This window comes from Bradyrhizobium sp. CCBAU 21365, from assembly GCF_015291305.1.
Lineage (GTDB): Bacteria > Pseudomonadota > Alphaproteobacteria > Rhizobiales > Xanthobacteraceae > Bradyrhizobium > Bradyrhizobium elkanii.
This window is the reverse complement of sequence record NZ_CP030036.1, coordinates 3,593,258-3,609,342: the sequence shown is the minus strand read 5'-3', so window position 1 is coordinate 3,609,342 and position 16,085 is coordinate 3,593,258. Positions and strand designations below refer to the sequence as shown.

General features: G+C 64.6%; 14 protein-coding genes. 5 read left to right on the top strand and 9 right to left on the bottom strand.

Annotation, left to right across the window (positions count from 1 at the left end; all coding sequences use genetic code 11):
* The first annotated feature begins 17 nt into the window (after nt 1-17).
* Both XI02_RS16425 and XI02_RS16420 read left to right on the top strand, forming a co-directional pair.
* Nucleotides 18-1,586 carry a hypothetical protein gene (locus tag XI02_RS16425; protein WP_018270722.1) on the top strand — a complete coding sequence of 523 codons (1,569 nt, stop codon included), beginning with the start codon at nt 18-20 and terminating at the stop codon, nt 1,584-1,586.
* Nucleotides 1,587-1,621: 35 nt separating this feature from the next.
* On the top strand, nt 1,622-2,608 hold the full coding sequence (locus XI02_RS16420; protein ID WP_018270721.1) for a UbiA family prenyltransferase: 987 nt from the start codon (nt 1,622-1,624) through the stop codon (nt 2,606-2,608).
* 20 nt (nt 2,609-2,628) lie between these two features.
* On the opposite strand, the gene galE is transcribed toward XI02_RS16420, so the two are convergent.
* From galE to XI02_RS16395, 5 genes are all read right to left on the bottom strand, one after another.
* Nucleotides 2,629-3,624 carry a UDP-glucose 4-epimerase GalE gene (galE, locus tag XI02_RS16415; protein ID WP_018270720.1) on the bottom strand — a complete coding sequence of 332 codons (996 nt, stop codon included), beginning with the start codon at nt 3,622-3,624 and terminating at the stop codon, nt 2,629-2,631.
* 141 nt (nt 3,625-3,765) lie between these two features.
* Nucleotides 3,766-4,020: a hypothetical protein gene (locus XI02_RS16410; RefSeq protein WP_018270719.1), complete on the bottom strand. Its 255-nt coding sequence runs from the start codon at nt 4,018-4,020 to the stop codon at nt 3,766-3,768.
* 157 nt (nt 4,021-4,177) lie between these two features.
* Nucleotides 4,178-4,807 (bottom strand): transglutaminase-like cysteine peptidase, encoded by a 630-nt coding sequence (locus tag XI02_RS16405; protein WP_026192534.1) that lies wholly within the window; start codon nt 4,805-4,807, stop codon nt 4,178-4,180.
* Nucleotides 4,808-5,026: 219 nt separating this feature from the next.
* Nucleotides 5,027-5,689 carry a ParA family protein gene (locus XI02_RS16400; protein WP_016841664.1) on the bottom strand — a complete coding sequence of 221 codons (663 nt, stop codon included), beginning with the start codon at nt 5,687-5,689 and terminating at the stop codon, nt 5,027-5,029.
* A gap of 15 nt (nt 5,690-5,704) precedes the next feature.
* Nucleotides 5,705-6,940: a glycosyltransferase family 4 protein gene (locus XI02_RS16395; RefSeq protein ID WP_018270717.1), complete on the bottom strand. Its 1,236-nt coding sequence runs from the start codon at nt 6,938-6,940 to the stop codon at nt 5,705-5,707.
* Nucleotides 6,941-7,134: 194 nt separating this feature from the next.
* Between XI02_RS16395 and XI02_RS16390 the strand changes: the two genes are divergently transcribed.
* The gene (locus tag XI02_RS16390) at nt 7,135-8,064 is read left to right on the top strand and encodes a hypothetical protein (RefSeq protein ID WP_041482631.1); all 930 of its coding nucleotides are present in this window, start codon (nt 7,135-7,137) and stop codon (nt 8,062-8,064) included.
* On the opposite strand, the gene XI02_RS16385 is transcribed toward XI02_RS16390, so the two are convergent.
* Nucleotides 8,048-8,581 carry a hypothetical protein gene (locus XI02_RS16385; protein WP_157183443.1) on the bottom strand — a complete coding sequence of 178 codons (534 nt, stop codon included), beginning with the start codon at nt 8,579-8,581 and terminating at the stop codon, nt 8,048-8,050. The genes XI02_RS16390 and XI02_RS16385 overlap by 17 nt on opposite strands.
* Between XI02_RS16385 and XI02_RS16380 the strand changes: the two genes are divergently transcribed.
* Entirely contained in the window at nt 8,528-10,645 is a 2,118-nt protein-coding gene (locus XI02_RS16380) for a glycosyltransferase family 2 protein (RefSeq protein WP_246783628.1), read from the top strand. The genes XI02_RS16385 and XI02_RS16380 overlap by 54 nt on opposite strands.
* On the opposite strand, the gene XI02_RS16375 is transcribed toward XI02_RS16380, so the two are convergent.
* Nucleotides 10,586-12,928 carry a glycosyltransferase family 2 protein gene (locus tag XI02_RS16375; protein WP_240537072.1) on the bottom strand — a complete coding sequence of 781 codons (2,343 nt, stop codon included), beginning with the start codon at nt 12,926-12,928 and terminating at the stop codon, nt 10,586-10,588. The two genes, XI02_RS16380 and XI02_RS16375, sit on opposite strands and share 60 nt — an antisense overlap.
* 232 nt (nt 12,929-13,160) lie before the next feature.
* On the opposite strand from XI02_RS16375, the gene XI02_RS16370 reads away from it, so the two are divergent.
* On the top strand, nt 13,161-14,468 hold the full coding sequence (locus XI02_RS16370) for a UDP-glucose/GDP-mannose dehydrogenase family protein (RefSeq protein ID WP_028331574.1): 1,308 nt from the start codon (nt 13,161-13,163) through the stop codon (nt 14,466-14,468).
* A 137-nt stretch (nt 14,469-14,605) separates the two neighbouring features.
* Here XI02_RS16370 and rfbD read toward each other — a convergent pair whose 3' ends face one another.
* Both rfbD and rfbC read right to left on the bottom strand, forming a co-directional pair.
* On the bottom strand, nt 14,606-15,517 hold the full coding sequence (gene rfbD / locus XI02_RS16365) for a dTDP-4-dehydrorhamnose reductase (RefSeq protein WP_018270713.1): 912 nt from the start codon (nt 15,515-15,517) through the stop codon (nt 14,606-14,608).
* On the bottom strand, nt 15,517-16,071 hold the full coding sequence (rfbC, locus tag XI02_RS16360; RefSeq protein WP_016841672.1) for a dTDP-4-dehydrorhamnose 3,5-epimerase: 555 nt from the start codon (nt 16,069-16,071) through the stop codon (nt 15,517-15,519). The genes rfbD and rfbC overlap by 1 nt, the downstream gene beginning before the upstream one ends.
* Between the last annotated feature and the right edge of the window lie 14 nt (nt 16,072-16,085).

Here is a 16,085-nt window from a genome sequence, read left to right as displayed (position 1 = left end):
AGCAGCAGCAGGATTCATTGACCCGTTCTCTGCACATCCTGGACCAGTGGTGGTTCGCGCCCAAGCGGGACCGCCGATCCTGGCCGGACCTCCTGCTTCTCGCAGGATGGGTCGCGCTGGTCGGATTCCAGATCGGCCGTCATGTGATGTGGCGCGACGAGGTCCGCGCGCTCACCATTGCCCTGAACGGCGACGATCCGGTCGCCATGCTGCGAGGGTTGCATGGCGAGGGCCACCCTGCCCTTTGGTACCTTCTGCTGCGCGGCGCACATGCCGTATTCGATCGGGTCGAGGTGCTGCCCGCCGTCGCCTTCGTGGTCGGGCTCCTCACGGTCGCACTGCTGATCTTCCGCTCGCCATTTCCGCGGCCGCTGATCCTGCTGTTGATCACCGGCCATGCGCTGTTGTTTGAATACGTCGTGATGGCCAGGAATTACGGCATCTCGGCCCTGTTGCTGTTCGCGATCGCGGCCTGCTATCGGGCTCACCGCGACCGTGGTTTGCTGCTCGGCGCGCTGCTGTTCCTGCTCGCCAACACCAACGTCGTCGGCGCGATCATGGCCGGCGCATTCCTGCTGTTCTGGCTGCTCGACCTGCTTGACACCGATGGCTGGCGCTGGTCGCCGCAACTCGCCAATTTCGCGATCAATGCAACGATCGCGACGATTGGCGTCGTCATCTGCGCCGTGACGATGCTGCCGACCTACAATGACGCCGCGGCCCGGGACTGGTCGCACGAGTCACCGCTGGCGGCGGCAATTCTTGCGCTGGTGAACCCCGGCGCAACGTCGCTGGGCGCGCTGTTTGCCAATCTGCTGCCGGGGGTCGCGGGATCGGCGCTGCTGTTCGGCGCGACGCTCGGGCTGCTGCCGCGGCGACCGGCCTTTCTCGCCGCCATCGCCGCCCTGCTGCTGACGTCGCTGTTCTTCGCCGTCGCCGCCAACGGCGCCTACCGCCACGCCGCGGTCTGGCTGAGCTTCCTGATCGCGCTTTACTGGATCGGCTGGAGCAAAGTCACCGCGCCATCGGTCTCCCGCGCATGGCTCGACCGGCGCTTGCCGGCGATCGGACGCGTGTCGCTCCTGCTGGTGCTCGCGATCCAGACCGCCGCCGGCATCAACGATCTGCGCAATGCAGTGACCGGCGTGGTCGCGAGCCGCAGCGCCGATCTCGGCCGCCTGATCGCCTCGCGCGCCGATCTGGCCAACGCGGTGATCCTCAGCGAGCCGGAATGGCTGGTCGAGGCGCTGCCCTACTACGTCAAGAACCCCCTCTATCTCGCGCGCGACCACAAATTCGGCAGCGTCGTGATCTTCTCGCGCAAGGGCAAGATGGACGGCGATCTCGGCGAGACCCTGCGCCTCGCCCGCGAGCTTCGCGACACGAGCCGCGCGCCCGTCATCATCCTGCTGGCCTACCGGCTCAACGAGATCACGCCCGACCGGATCTACGACGAAGGCAAGGACTGGCGGACGTTCCGTGCCTCAGCGGCGCAGATCCGCGATTTCCGCGAAGCGACCACGATGCTCCGCCGCTTCGGCCCCGCCAAAACCGACGAGAGTTTCGACGTCTACCTCCTCAACTAGGCGATCGATCGACGACGACAGAAAAGGACCGCGCGATGGCGCTGATGGACAGTAAGGTCGAAGCCGGCAAGCCGCCGGCCGCAAGCATCCGGCAGTATCTCGCCATCCTGCGGCTCGATCACAGCACCAAGCACGTCTTCATCGTTCCCGGGATTGTCCTCGCCTGGCTGTTGCGCGGCCCGAGAGGCGAGCATGTCGCAAGCGCGATCGTCCTCGGCCTTGTGGCCGCGATCTGCATCGCGTCGGCCAATTATGTGATCAATGAATGGTTCGACCGCGACTTCGACCGGCATCACCCGACCAAATCGCAGCGCTCCGCGGTCCAGAGCGCGATGGACGGCAGGATCATCGGAATCGAGTGGCTGCTGCTGGTCGCGCTCGGTCTCGTCTGCGCATCTGCGAGCAGCCGCCTGATGCTGTTCGCAACCGGCATCTTCGCCCTGCAGGGCATCGTCTACAATGTCCCGCCGCTCCGCAGCAAGGACAAGGCCTATTTCGACGTCATCTCGGAATCCGTCAACAATCCGCTGCGGCTGTTGATCGGCTGGGCGATGATCGACCCGACCTCGCTGCCGCCGGGCTCGGTGATCCTGTGCTACTGGTTTGGCGGCGCGTTCCTGATGGCGGCCAAGCGGCTGTCCGAATATCGCGAGATCGCCGCGTCCCACAGCAGGGAGCTGCTGGCGCGCTACCGCGCGAGCTTCGCGCACTATACCGAGGTGTCGCTGACGGCCTCGTGCCTCAGCTATTCGCTGTTCTCGGTGTTCTTCCTCTCGGTGTTCCTGGTGAAGTACCGCATCGAGTACGTCCTTGCGATGCCGCTGGTGGTGATGCTGTTCACCACCTACTTCTCGATGTCGACGTCGCCGGGGTCGTCGGCGCAGAAACCCGAGAAGCTCTATGGCGAGCGCGGCCTGATGCTGCTCGTGCTGGCACTGGTCGCCGTCTTCCTGGTGGCAAGCTTTGTCGACATGCCGTTCCTCGCCCGATTGGCGGAGCAGCACTACATCACCTTGAACTGAGGTGCTGTGGACGCAGGCGGTTATCGCCGGCGCGGATGGGCCTTCCGGTGCCACGCCCAGGCCGAGCGGATGATGTAGCCAAGATCGGACCGGCTGGCCTTGAAGCCGAGGCCGCGCTCCGACCTGGAGGGATCGGCCACCAGGATCGGCGGATCGCCGGCCCGGCGCTCGCGCACCACGCTCGGCACCGCTTCACCGGTCTCGGCGCGGATCGCGTCGAGCACCTGGCGCACCGAATAGCCGGTGCCGGTGCCGAGGTTGAACACGCCGCCGGCGTCGCCCTTCAGCAGCAGTTCGAGCGCCGCGATATGGGCGCTGGCGAGGTCATCGACATGGATGTAGTCGCGCACCGCGGTGCCGTCAGGCGTGTCATAGTCTTCGCCGAAGATCGCAAAGTCCGGCACGTGCCCGAGCAGCGCCATCAGCGCGCGCGGAATCAAATGCGTCTCGGGATCGCGAAGTTCGCCGATGGTGACGGAGGCGTCGGCGCCGCAGGCATTGAAATAGCGCAGGCAGACCGAGTTGAACCGATAGGCCGCGCGGTAGTCGGCCAGGATCTGCTCGATCATCAACTTGGAGCGGCCGTAGGGATTGACGGTCGGACCTGCAGCACTCTCGGGAATTGGATCGCGTCCGGCGTTGCCGTAGACCGCGCCGGTCGAGGAAAACACCAGGCGGCCGCAGCCCGCCTCCCGCATGCCGCGCAGCAGTCCGAGCGTGCCGGCAACGTTGTTGGTGAAGTATTTCTGCGGATCCGCCACGGACTCGCCGACCGCACTGAACGCCGCGAAATGCATCACGGCGAGCGCATCGTGCTCGCGGATGGTGGCGGCGATCCTGTCGTGGTCGGCGACGTCGCCGATCACGAGCGGTCCCCAGCGCACGAAATCACGGTGACCGGTGGACAAATTGTCGTAGACGACCGGCAGAAACCCGGCCTCGGCAACCGCCTTGGCGCAATGGGACCCGATGTATCCCGCGCCGCCCGTGATCAGGATCGAACCCCTGCTCGCCATTTGAACTTATTGCCCTGCGCGCGAACCAATTCTGCGCCTCAACAGGCGCAGTGATCGCATCGGTACGACATTCCGTCCGAGGCGGCAAAATGACGATGGGAATAGCGTTAAGACCGAACGGATTTGCAGCCGAAGCAACGGCTAGCGCGACCCCAGCGGCACGTTGGTCCGTTGACCGACCGGCGGCGCGTGCCGCGACGGTCTGCCATAGGGGTAAGCCGGTGTTGCCGGCGGGACCGGCTGGGTCGCCTGCGGCCGCGACGTCGGAACGCCGCCGCCCGGCCCATCGATCGAATAGCGCGTTGCGCCCTGCGCGGTCTGTCCGGTGCCCTGTGCAAGGGCGGGGACGGTGGCGACGACCAGCGCCGCTGTTGTGACAAGGCCGGCCAGCTTCATGTCGATGCCTCGATGGGTTGGACCGGGTCAACCATCGATGCCTCCAATCGTTCCGGCAATGTCGCCGCAGCGGGCTGGCGATCGTCCTTGATGCGAAAAATGGCGTGGCGAAATGTCTCGCCGCGCCATTTTCGATCGATGGAGCTCGTTCAGAACTTCAGGCGCCGGCCTGCGCGACGGCGGCCCAGTGATCGGGGTTCGCCGGGGTCTGCATCCTGACCCAACGATAACGCGCCTGCGACCAGCTGCGGATCTGCGCATTCAGATTGTCGAGCACGATGTCTCCACCCCTGGCGCGGACCACCAGCACGAGATGATGTTCGCCGGAGGAGGTCACAACCTCGCTCAGCAGAAGGTCGCGCATCGGCCAGCCGCGCGCCAGCAGCTCGTGGCGCTTGCTGACCGCGTAATCGTTGCAATCGCCGCGCGCCGGATTGATCAGCCATTCCTCGCCGGCAAGTCCGCGTTCGTTGCGCTGGGGCGCGATGCTGCGATTGACCGAAGCGTTGACCTCGATCAGGTCGGCGATGCGCTGCCTGGTCAGGCGCGTGGCGCCGCCGCGGAACACCATCCGGGCGCGGGCTTTCGGCTTGCACTCGTCGGCATAGCGCATGCAGAACATGGTGTAGGCCATCGGCGCCAGCGTCGGTTCGCTGAAGCGGATCTTCTCGATCACGCCGCGCAGCGGCAGCGGGAAGCCGACCATTCCAGCCTGGGTGTTCCGTGCGCTTGTCCCGAGCGCAAGGACGGCCAGAACCAGGGCCATCACTCTCTTGACGTTGTACATTCTTCACTCCCCACAGTGACGGGAAGCATGTACGGGAAATGTCTTGAGCTTGGGCTCAAGCGCGCGGCGGCATTTGTTTCAAATGCGAGGGTGCGCGCGAGCAGTCCGTTAACCAAGCCTGCGGGGCGCCGCCGTCAGGTCAAGCGCCGATTGCGGCCCGAAATCTTTCGTTCCCATGCCGGCATGGTTGGCCTGCCGTGAAGCCGCCGGCGCGCTCTGTTAAATCGCCACCCGCTGCCTGGGTGCGATCCCGCACCAGCTCATCACGAGATCGGCGAGCATCTTGATCTCGAGATCCGCGGGCGTCCCGCCGGCAAAATCGGCGACCGATTGCCCCAAGGCGACGGCGCGAACATAGGCCGAGCGACTGCCGATCATCGGCCCGATCTCCTCGTCGAGCGTATCGAGCTCCTCGATCAGCTGCTGGCCTTCGAGGGTGCGCTGGTCGACGCGGTTCGGCACGATCATGGCACGGAGCGCCGTTCGCCGCGTGGCACGCACCTCCCGCACGATGTCGAGCGTCCGCGCGGTGGCCTCGATATCAAGGCCGGACGGCGTGCATGGCATCAGCACGATATTGGCGACCGCGAGCACGGCGCCCAGCACCCGATCGTTCGGCGCGGAGTCCACCACGATGATCTGATGCGGAATCTGGCGCATCAGCCTGGCCCATTCGGCGACCGGCCGGGTTTCCGGGTCAAGCTGGTAGACGGGGAACGACAGATTGCCGGGCTCGGCCCAGTGACACGCGGACGCCTGCGAGTCGGCGTCGACCAGTCCCACGACGCCCGTGCGCCGATCCAGTTCTGCGGCCAGCAAGACCGCGAGGGTCGTCTTTCCGACCCCGCCCTTGCGCTGGGCAACCGAGATGACAAGCGGCATCGCAAACTCCTGGCGTTATCCCCCGTGCGTGCGCGGGAGGACACCTTCATCAACGAGCGTCAGCATCCGCGGCAGACAGACCCGCTTTGCGTCGTAATTGTCCCGCACGAAGCTGCGCGCCTTCATCCGCATCTTCTTGAAGGCCTTGGGCCGTGACAGCACCGAGACTACCTGATCCGACAGCGCATCAATATCAAAAAACGGCACCAGCAGGCCGTTGCCGTCCGAGATGATATCGCGAAGCGGGGCGGTGTCGGACGCCACCACCGCACATCCCGCGCTCATCGCCTCCAGCAGCGACCAGGACAGCACGAAGGGATAGGTCAGATAGACGTGCACCGAGGATATCTGCAGCAGCTCGAGATACGGTTCCCGAGGAATCCGGCCGAGGAAATGCACCCGGCGCAGGTCGATGTCCGACTTGATCTCGTCCAGGAACATCGACTTCCAGCTCGAGCCCTTGGGCGGATTCGCGCCGTAGGATGTCCCGCTGCCGCCGACGATCACGACCTGCGCATTCGGCCGCGCGGCGAGGATCCTCGGCAGGGACCGCATGAAGACATGGAATCCGCGCACCGGCTCGAGGTTGCGCGAGACGTAGGTGATCACCTCGTCGTCCGCCGACAGCGTCGCACCGTTCGGAAGCTGAAACCGCGCGACCGGATTGGGCTTCACCTCGTCGGTGTCGACGCCCTCGTGGATCACCTCGATCTTGCTCTGAAACTCGGCGGGAAAGGTCGACCTCTGCCATGGCGTCGGCGAGACGCCCGTATCGCATTCCGTGAGCGCCAGCAGCGTGGTCGCATTCTTCAGATGGAGTGCGACATTGCCATCAAGGCCCGTCATGGGAAACTCGGGATCGAAGCCGACGTCCCTGCCCTCGGCACCGTAGTAGAATTCGCAATAGAGGATGATCCGCGCGCGCGGAAACATCGTGCGCAGCGGCAGCGTCTCGCCCCAACCGGGATGCGCGAAGATCAGGTCGGGCACGAAGCCCTGCCCCGACAGCGACGACAGCGCGTACAGAACCTCTTCCGCACGCCGCGATTCGACATCGAAGCGCCGGGCAAACGGATGGACGACCGCGGAATCCGTCTTGGTCGTCGAATATTTGAGCAGCCGGATATCCGGCGTCGTGCTCGCGGTCGATGAACCGACCGCAACGACCCTGTTGCCGGGCTGCTCCGCGAGCGCGCGCGCAATGTGGCGGTACTGGGCTGGAAAGTTATTGTGGACGAACAGGACGTTCATTGGCGGGCGAGCGCGCCCTCCGGCCGCGCGGTCTTCAATTGGGGTCAGGGTCTGCATCATCACCGGCGGTGTGTCATCGATTGGCGGGCGAAACTATCTTACCGGATTAACATTAAGACCCCTTCTATCACACAGATTTTTGGGGCACACTGCAGGGGACTTATCAATCCATTCCGTTAGGCTCGCAGGCGACAATGAACGAACAGATTCAGCAGAAAACCATTGATCTGGCACGGGGTCTCTTCCTGGTTCGATACAATGGCGCAGATGATAAGGTGTCACCTCCGGTGGTGCGCGTATACGCGGATCGCGCCAGTCTTAACAATTGTAATATCATTACCGGACCGGACGTGGTCAATGGAACCCTGTTCGCGCCCGAGACCGCGCTGGTCGTGTCGGTCGCCCGGCCGAGCCGCCTGATCGTCGAGGTCACCGCAGGGCGCGTCGGCGGGTCGACCGCCGCCAATATCAAGATCGAGCCGCTGACCCAGGGACAACCGGCTGAGCAGCCGGCCAGCCAGCCATTCGACATGTTCGAGCCGGAGGCTGGGCCCGGCGAGTTGAGCGACCTCAAGCTGCTCGCACATGTCGCGGGCCTGGGCGACGTGACGGTCGGCTCGAATGTCTGGATTGCCGGACCGTCCGCGCCGGCCCGGATCGAGGGAATTTCCCTCGAATGGCCCAACAAGCCGCGCGATCTCCACCTGCAATATGCCGTCAAGTTCGCCCGGCCGCAGCGGGGCGACAACCAGTTCGTTCCTCTCGGAACTTTTGCCGGAACCCGGGGACGCGCGTTGGCCATCACGGGGTTCTCGCTGGAGGCCACGGGTCCCGGCGCGGATCGCTACGCCATCGCGGCTGAAACCATTTTCCTCGGGGCTCCAGCCCTGCGGGTCACCGGGAACCGGATTGTGGTGTCGGGTCCTTCAGGACGGGAACCGCTGGTGGGCCTCAAGCTCAATCTCGAGGAGCGCCGGGTCCAGGCGGCGCCCCTCGCGCCCCAGCAGCCGCGGCGCGTCGAGCCCGCCACTCCGACTCCGATGCCGCACCAGGACGGACCGCGCCTCGAGGGACGGGTGCGCGTGTTCCGGAGCCGGCAGGGCGCCGTCAAGACGGCAGGCTGACCATGCGGGCAGATAAGGGCGCCATTTGACCGCCGACGCGCGCAGGATCGCCTTTACGTCCAAAACGCTCCACCACGTCGATCTCGAGCGGGCCGCTGTCGGGGCGCTCGAGGCGCGTGATTTCCGCTTGGCGTTCGCGCTCGCCGACCGCCGCTGCCGGATCCTGCCGCATCCGGGCGCCCGCGCTCATCTGCTGCGCGCGGAAGCGTTGTTTCATCTCGATCTCAGGGATGCGGCGATCGCTGGCGTCGCGAGGGCGCTCGAGCTCGAGCCTGACGATCTGGTCGCCGCCCGGCGAATGATGGCGTGGGGCGACGACCTTCAGCAGATCGAGGCGGCGCGAAGCGTCACGCGGCGTGATGACGATCCGGATTCGGTCAGGGGCGCCCTGCTGCTGCTCGAACAGAGCGGCCAGGACAGCTGCGCCCGCATCGACTTTCTCGATGAAGAAGTAAAGGGATGGGTGACGTGGCGCGGGCCGGACGACCCGCACCTTTCGCTGGCGCAGGCGGATCAATCCAGCACGATCCAGCTTCCCGCCGATCTACGCCACAGATTCGCGCGTGACGGCCGACATGCCGCGAGCTTCCGTCTGATCCGGCCCGCGTCCGCGACCTCTCAGCGCCTGCAGATCACGCAGGCGGACCGCGTGATCGCAAGTGTTCAACTCCCGGCCAACCGCGTTCCGGATCACCGGGCCGCACCACGCCGGCCGGTTCGCCTTCGAAACGGCGAACCTCCTCCGCTCACCATCATCATTCCGGTATACGGGGATCTGGCCGCGACGCGAGCCTGCATCGACAGCGCGTTGAATGCGCTCGCCTGCACGCCGGGCTCGACCATCGTCGTCGTGGATGATGCCTCGCCCGAGCCCGACATCAAGCGCCTGCTCAACGACCTCGCCGCCGAGTTCCGCATCCGGCTGCTGACCAACGAGCACAATCTTGGCTTTGTCGGCGCGGTCAACCGCGCGCTCGGCGAGACCGGCGCCGGCGACGTCGTGCTGCTGAACTCGGACACGATCGTGCCGAAATACGCGCTGCAACGCCTGCGCAGCGCCGTGCAATCGACGCCGCGCGTCGGCACCGCGACCCCGCTGTCGAACAACGGCGAATACACCAGCTTTCCGATCCCGAACCGGTCAAATCCCCTGCCCCCGCCCGGCGAGATCGAATTGCTGGATGAACTTGCAGGCAGGGCAAATTTCGGGATTGCCATCGACATCCCCAACGGCATCGGGTTCTGCCTCTACATTACCCGCGAATGCCTCGACGCCGTGCGCGAGCTCTCCGACGACTTCTATCGCGGCTATCTCGAAGACGTCGACTTCTGCCTGCGCGCAGCGGAGGCCGGCTTCCGCAACGTGTGCATTCCTTCGGTTTTCGTCGGACACGAGGGCTCGCGCTCGTTTCTGGGCGAGAAGCGTTCGCTCGTGATGCGAAATCTTCGCGTTCTCGAACACCGTTACCGGCGCTATGCAACGGACTGCGCCGCATTCCTGCTTGCCGATCCACTCCGCGATTGCCGCGCGGTGCTTGAGCTCAAGCTGCTCACGAACCAGCAGGTCGCCGCCGGCCCCACAGTCATCCTCTGCGGCTCGTCCGCCGGCCGCGCGATCGCCGTCAGGCGCTGCCGGCAGCTGGCTGCAGAGGGTCAGCACGGTCTGGTAGTGCAGATCCGCTCCGAGGGACAACGCCAGCTGGCTGCGATGTTCGATCCGGATGGCGGAGCGCCGCAGTCGATCGCACTCGACGTTGCAACGCCGGAGGGCCGCGAAGCTCTTCTGAGGTTTCTCGCCGATCTCGGAATCCGGTCGCTCGAGATTGCGGAGCCGAACCGCATTCCCAGCGCATGTCTGGCGCAGCTCACACGACGCTTTGCCTACGACCTCCTGATCACCGACACCGCGCTTGCAATGCGCACCGCATTTGGATCAGGCGTTCATCCGGATTGGACGAGCCTGGTCGCCGGGGCGCGGCGCGTGACTGCGATCGGTGACGACGGGACCGAATTCACGGAAGCCGTTCTCGGCCTGCAGGTCGTGAGGCTGAGCGACCCGTCTGCGCCGCCGACGCTGTATCCCGCCGTGAGCGGCCCCGCGCGTCTCGGCCTGCTGGTCCTGCACGCCAACGCCGCGGAATTTCGCTTCATACGAGCGTTGAGCGATCAACTGGCCGACGCCGACGAAGACGTCGAGATCATCGTGCTGGGGAGTACCCTCGACGATCTCAAGCTCATGCAGCGCACGAATGTCGTTGTCACCGGCGATATTGCCGTCGACGACGTTGCCACGCTCATCGAAGGTCACGGCATCACGAAATTGGTTCTCGACATCGGTGAACCGGCGTTTGGCCATCCATTGGTGGACGCGTTGCTGGCAACCGGGCTGCCGATCGCCGCGACGGAATGGAGCCCGACTCCTCCAGGACGTGGCCGAAGCACGGACCTGAAGCTGCAGGCGGGCTTTGATACCGATGCAACGATTGCTGCCGTAAGCGACTGGGCGGTCGAGGACGTCCTGCTACAACCCGATCGGAGGAGCGGTCGGCACCGGCGGCAGGTTGGCGCGCGGCTTCCATGATCGCGGCGGCCATGCAAGCGAGGAGAACGGCGTCGAATCCAGCCCCAGCAGCGGGCTGTAATAGGGATCGTCGAGTAGCACCTCGCCCCATTTCGCGCGCAGGATCGACAGCTCGCGCCTGAAGCGTGCCCTGCGATCCGGCGCGGAATCGCGGCCGCGGCTTGCCGACTCCAAATGAACGAGTTTCGCGTCCGGCGTGAACACGATCCGCCTTCCGAGCTGGCGCAGCTTCAGGCACAGATCGATATCGTTGAAGCTGATCGGAAAGCGGATCTCGTCCATGCCGCCGACGGTCACGAAATCGCTCTTGCGCATCAGGAGGCACGCCCCCGTCACCGCCGAACATTCGTGCGCCACCTGGAGCAGATCGCCATAGCCGGGATCGCCATCCATCCGGTCGTTGAAGGCGTGCGCGGCCGAGAAATTGGCCCCCAGAACCACTCCGCCGTGCTGCACGACGCTGCTCGGCCAGAGCAGCTTTGCACCGACGGCTCCGACATCGGGAGCGGCGAGCCGCCACAGCATCTCCGCCAGCCAGCCGTCGTCGAGCGCCTCGACGTCATTGTTGAGAAAGCAGATGTTGTCGGTATCGACGCAAGCGACGGCGGCGTTGTTGATGAATGCGAAGTTGAAGGGCCCCTCGACCGAAATGACGTCGATTTCCTGCGCGGACAGGCCATCCAGATAGTCCAGCGTTTCCGGCTCGGTCGAGCTGTTGTCGACGACAAGGATCCGGGCGTTCGTCTCATTTGCCGCCGGCATGACCGTCTCGATGCATCGCTTGAGCAGCTCGGCGCGATTTCGGGTCGGGATGATGATGGTGGTGCGCTCGTTCCAATCGACGGCGCGTTTGACCTGAACGGCCGGAAGAAGTCCCGCTTTTCGCGGCTCGACATTGGCCTCGATGCCGGCCCTGGCAAAATACGCCTTGCTTGCGGCGACCAGTTCGGCGGTGGCAGCCGACGCATCAATCCGCGGCAACGCCGCAACCGATCCCGGAAGATGATAGGTTCGATCCGGCTCCGCGCAGCAAAGGAAGATGTCGTAGAGCGACGTCGCCGATCGCAGCGCTTCCACGGCAGGCTCCCGACGCACCGCAAAACAATACGCCCCATAGCCCTGCTCGAGCGCGCGTTCGAGATCGAATGCGGAGAACGCCAGCGGCCAGACAGCGCCGGCGCCCGCAGCGACCTCGACGTCGCCATAGACCATATCGCAGCCGGGTTCGGACGCGAATAGATCGGCGAAGCGCTGCAAGGCGTCTTCCGCGAGGATCGTTCCGCTCAGACAAAACACAAAGAACGCGCTGCCAGCGGCATCGCCCTCGACAAACTCGCGCGCTGCTTTTGGATCGAATTGACTGAACGCCCGCGCCGGCAGGGACACCGCCGACCAGGCGGAGTGCCGTTGGGCTTCGAGGCTTTCGATGCTCTCGTCCACCCTGGCATCGCCGATCAGGACGACTGCCGCCTCGGATGCAACATCAGACTGTTCAGATTGTGTCGTCGGCGAGAAGCGCTCTTTCCAGCCGCGATAGGCGTGAAACGGCATCGAGGCCGGCAGCACCCGGTCGAACAGCTCTCCACGAAGCCGCTCGCTGTCCCAGCGCCCGAGATCCGCGAGCGTTTGCTCCAATCCGCGATCGAAAGCGACAAAGGAAATCGGCTCCGAGATCAGGCTCCGTCCTGAAATCGTCCGCGCGGATAGTCCGCGCATGCGACCGTCCGCAAAATGCTCGGGCAGATGAAAATCGATCCGGCGGCCGACGCCGAACTCGCCGCCCCGCGCAACGTTGGTCCACCCGGTCGGCTTCACGGTCATCACCGGGCGTTGCGCGATCAGGATTTCGATGTCCTCGTCGATGTCCTGGGCAAGCCAGCCTTCGAAGCGCAGACCTCCGACCCACTCGATATCGCCGATCCGGTGCCACCGCGCTTCCGGCGCAGCGACATCGCAGCGAATCGGAGCACCGACGGGACTGCCGATATTCGCCAGCCTTGCCTCAATGATCCCGGCGTTCGCGCTGACCTGATCCTGCACGTTGAAGGTAAAGCCAAATCGGGCGTCGCCGATCCCGGCCTCCGCAAGCTCTGTTACGAACTCGTCACACAATGATGACATGTATGGCTCGCCGTCGACGAGCAGGTCGACGGTGTAACGTCGGCCGAGATCGGCGCGATCATAGACAAACCCGGAAAACGTCGTGCGATCGGATCTGGAGAACTGCGTTTGCAACGACGCGTATTCAGCTCCTGAGGGCTTCTGCTTGCCAATCGTCTTCATGCTCATGTCCACCCTCAAACGGCAGCTCGATTGTCGGTCGATTTCAAGTTGAGAATGTGTCCATGGTGCGCCCGAGGTGACTAGCGGGCGCTCAGCTGCACCGAGGCGATCACCGTTTGCACAAAAAGCCGCCGACCTCCAACACAAACTATACGCTATAAAACTTGGCGTTATCGGCGCCAATTGTGCTAGTGCTAACTCCTCCTCTCCACACTGATCGACGAGCGGATTCATGAAGATTGCAATGGTTGGAACGGGATATGTAGGTCTCGTGTCCGGAGCGTGTTTTGCCGATTTCGGCCACCAGGTCGTTTGCGTCGACAAGGACGCCGGCAAGATCGAGGCCCTGAAGCGCGGCAAGATCCCGATCTACGAAACTGACCTCGATAAGCTCGTCGAGACCAACGCCGCGGCCGGACGGCTGACCTTCACGACGGAGCTCGCGGGCGCCGTCGCGGACGCCGATGCCGTGTTCATCGCGGTCGGAACGCCCTCGCGGCGCGGCGACGGCCATGCGGACCTGAGCTACGTCTATGCTGCTGCCAAGGAGATCGGCGCGGCGCTCAAGAAGTTCACCGTGGTGGTGACCAAGTCGACCGTGCCCGTGGGCACCGGCGACGAGGTTGAACGCCTGATCCGCGAAACCAATCCCGACGCCGATTTCGCCGTTGCGTCGAACCCCGAATTCCTGCGCGAAGGTGCCGCAATCCAGGATTTTCGCCATCCCGACCGCATCGTCGTCGGCACCGAGGACGATCGGGCCAAGAGGGTGATGGGCGAAGTCTATCGTCCGCTCTATCTCAACCAGGCGCCAATCCTCTATACCGCGCGACGCACGGCTGAATTGATCAAATACGCCGCGAATGCCTTCCTTGCCACCAAGATCACCTTCATCAACGAGATCGCCGATCTCTCCGAGAGGGTCGGGGCGAACGTGCAGGAGGTCGCGCGCGGCATCGGGCTCGACAACCGGATTGGAACCAAGTTCCTGCATGCCGGCGCCGGCTATGGCGGCTCGTGCTTCCCGAAGGACACCCGTGCGCTGTTCAAGACCGCGCTCGACCACGACGTCCAGCTGAAAATCGTCGAGGCCACGCTGACCGCGAACGACAACCGCAAGCGCGCGATGGCGCGCAAGGTCGCCAACGTGCTCGGCGGCGAGCTGCGCGGCAAGACCATCGGCGTGCTCGGCCTGACCTTCAAGCCCGATACGGACGACATGCGCGAGGCGCCCTCGATCCCGCTGATCAACGGCCTGATCGACTTCGGCGCCAAGGTTCGTGCCTACGATCCCATCGGCATGGAGCAGGCGCGCAAGGAATTGCCGGAGATCGAGTACTGCAAGGATGCCTATGAATGCGCGCGCCAGGCCGATGCGCTGGTGATCGTGACCGAGTGGCGCCAGTTCCGCGCGCTCGATCTCAAGCGCATCAAGCAGGAGATGAAGCATCCGGTCGTCGTCGACCTGCGCAACATCTACCGTCCGGACGAGATGGCCGCGCACGGCTTCACCTACGACAGCATCGGTCGGCCGCGCTGAGCGCGCGCGCCTGGCGACGATAGCCGCCGGTCGGTTCAATCCTGGAGCCTTGGTTCTGATCAAATCAGAACCAAGGCTCTTTTCTTGTCTGACGCGTTTTCTTCACGCGCACCGGCATCCCAACTTCCGAACTCGCCCTAAGCGTGGGCGGGCGCGCCGAGCTGGACAAATGCATCCAGTTCGCGCGCCAGCGCTTCCTGCCAGGTCGGCATCGCCACGCCGAACTGCGCCTGCAGCCGCGACAAGTCCAGCCGCGAATTGCCCGGACGCACCGCCTTGGTCGGAAAATCGGCCGTTGCGATCGGAGCGATATTCTCGACCGCCAGCGTGACGCCGCGGGACCTCAGCCCGCCGACAATGGCGGTTGCGAAGCCGTGCCAGCTGGTTTCGCCGGCGCAGACGAGGTTGACGACACCTCCCCTGCGCACGAGCTGATCGTGCAACGTGGTGAGGTTCGGCAGGACGATGCCGGCGACCGCACTGGCGATCGCTGATGCCGTGGTCGGCGCACCGATCTGATCGGCCACGATCCGCAGCTCCTTACGCTCGCCGGCGAGCCGCGCGATGGTGCGCAGGAAATTTGTGCCCTTTGCGGCATAAACCCATGAGGTGCGCGCGATCAGGTGCGCCCCGCCCGCCGCCTGGATCGCGGCATCACCGGCAAGCTTGCTGGCGCCGTAGACCGATAGCGGTTCTGTCGGGCTGTCCTCGCGCCACGGCCTGTCGCCCGAGCCATTGAAGACGTAGTCCGTGGAGAAATGCACCAGCGGCACGCGGTTCGCCGCAGCCCATTTGGCCATCACCTCAGGCCCCTTTGCGTTGACCAGGAACGCCTGCTCACGCTCGTCCTCGGCGCGATCGACGGCGGTATAGGCCGCCGGATTGATGATGAGATCGGGCTTCAGGCTCTCAAGCTGGCTCGTCAACATCTCCGGCTTCGACAGATCGAACTCCGCTGTGGGCGGCGCGATGATCGTGCCGTGGCTTTCCAGCAGAGGCTTGAGCGCGCTGCCAACCTGGCCGCGTGTTCCCGTCAACAAGATCCGCATCAGATTTGTCCATAGGTCGGAAGGTTGCTGGCGTCGGCCAGGAGCGGCGCGTCCGCATCCTTGGCCGACAGCTGTGGCTTGTCGACGCCCCATTTGATCCCGATCGCCGGATCATTCCACCGGATCGAGAGCTCGTCCTTGGGGCTGTAGAAATCGTCGCATTTGTAGAAGAAGTCGGCGGTCTCCGAGAGCACCACGAAGCCGTGGGCGAAGCCACGCGGCACCCATAATTGCCGACGGTTGTCCTCGCTCAATTCGACCGCGACATGCTTGCCGAAATTCGGACTGCCGACGCGCACGTCGACGGCAACGTCCAGCACCTTGCCGCGCAGCACAGTCACGAGCTTTCCCTGGGTGAGCGGGTTTTGCAGATGCAGCCCGCGCAGCACGCCATAGGCCGAGCGGGACATGTTGTCCTGCACGAAGGGACGCGTGATGCCGTGCTCGACGTAACGCGGAGACTGGTAGGTCTCGAGGAAGAAGCCGCGCTGGTCGCCAAACAGCTTCGGCTCGACGATCAGGACTTCAGGAAGCTCGGTCTTGATGACGTTCATCTAACATTTGTTCC